This window comes from Romboutsia sp. 13368, assembly GCF_018336475.1.
Taxonomy (GTDB): domain Bacteria; phylum Bacillota; class Clostridia; order Peptostreptococcales; family Peptostreptococcaceae; genus Romboutsia.
This window is the reverse complement of sequence record NZ_CP048741.1, coordinates 2,043,644-2,043,966: the sequence shown is the minus strand read 5'-3', so window position 1 is coordinate 2,043,966 and position 323 is coordinate 2,043,644. Positions and strand designations below refer to the sequence as shown.

The following is a 323-nucleotide window of genomic DNA, read 5'->3' as shown; positions in this document are numbered from 1 at the left end:
ATCCATTTTTAAAAAGTATATTAAATTATTATGAAGATTTATCTTTTGAATTTGATTCAAATGACCAATATAAGAATGTAAATACAAAAACTGTTTCAGATATACTTATAGATGAGTATGGATGTGAACTTGGAAATAAAGAACAATTATTAAAAACTGGAATAAAAGTATATAAAGATAATGTTCTTTGCAACCCATCAAAAGATTCAAAAACAATACATATATTTACTGGAACTTGGTTAGAGGGTCAGAGTAATTTTACAAAAAATTTAAATAGAATAGTAAGGCTTAGGCTGACTACAAAAAATAGAGCAAAGCTATAT

The 323-nt window shown here is 24.5% G+C and carries 1 protein-coding gene; it reads left to right on the top strand.

Annotated elements, in window-relative coordinates; genetic code table 11:
- The coding region (locus tag G3997_RS08460) for a hypothetical protein (protein ID WP_296645355.1) at positions 1 to 323 on the top strand (323 nt) is incomplete at both ends.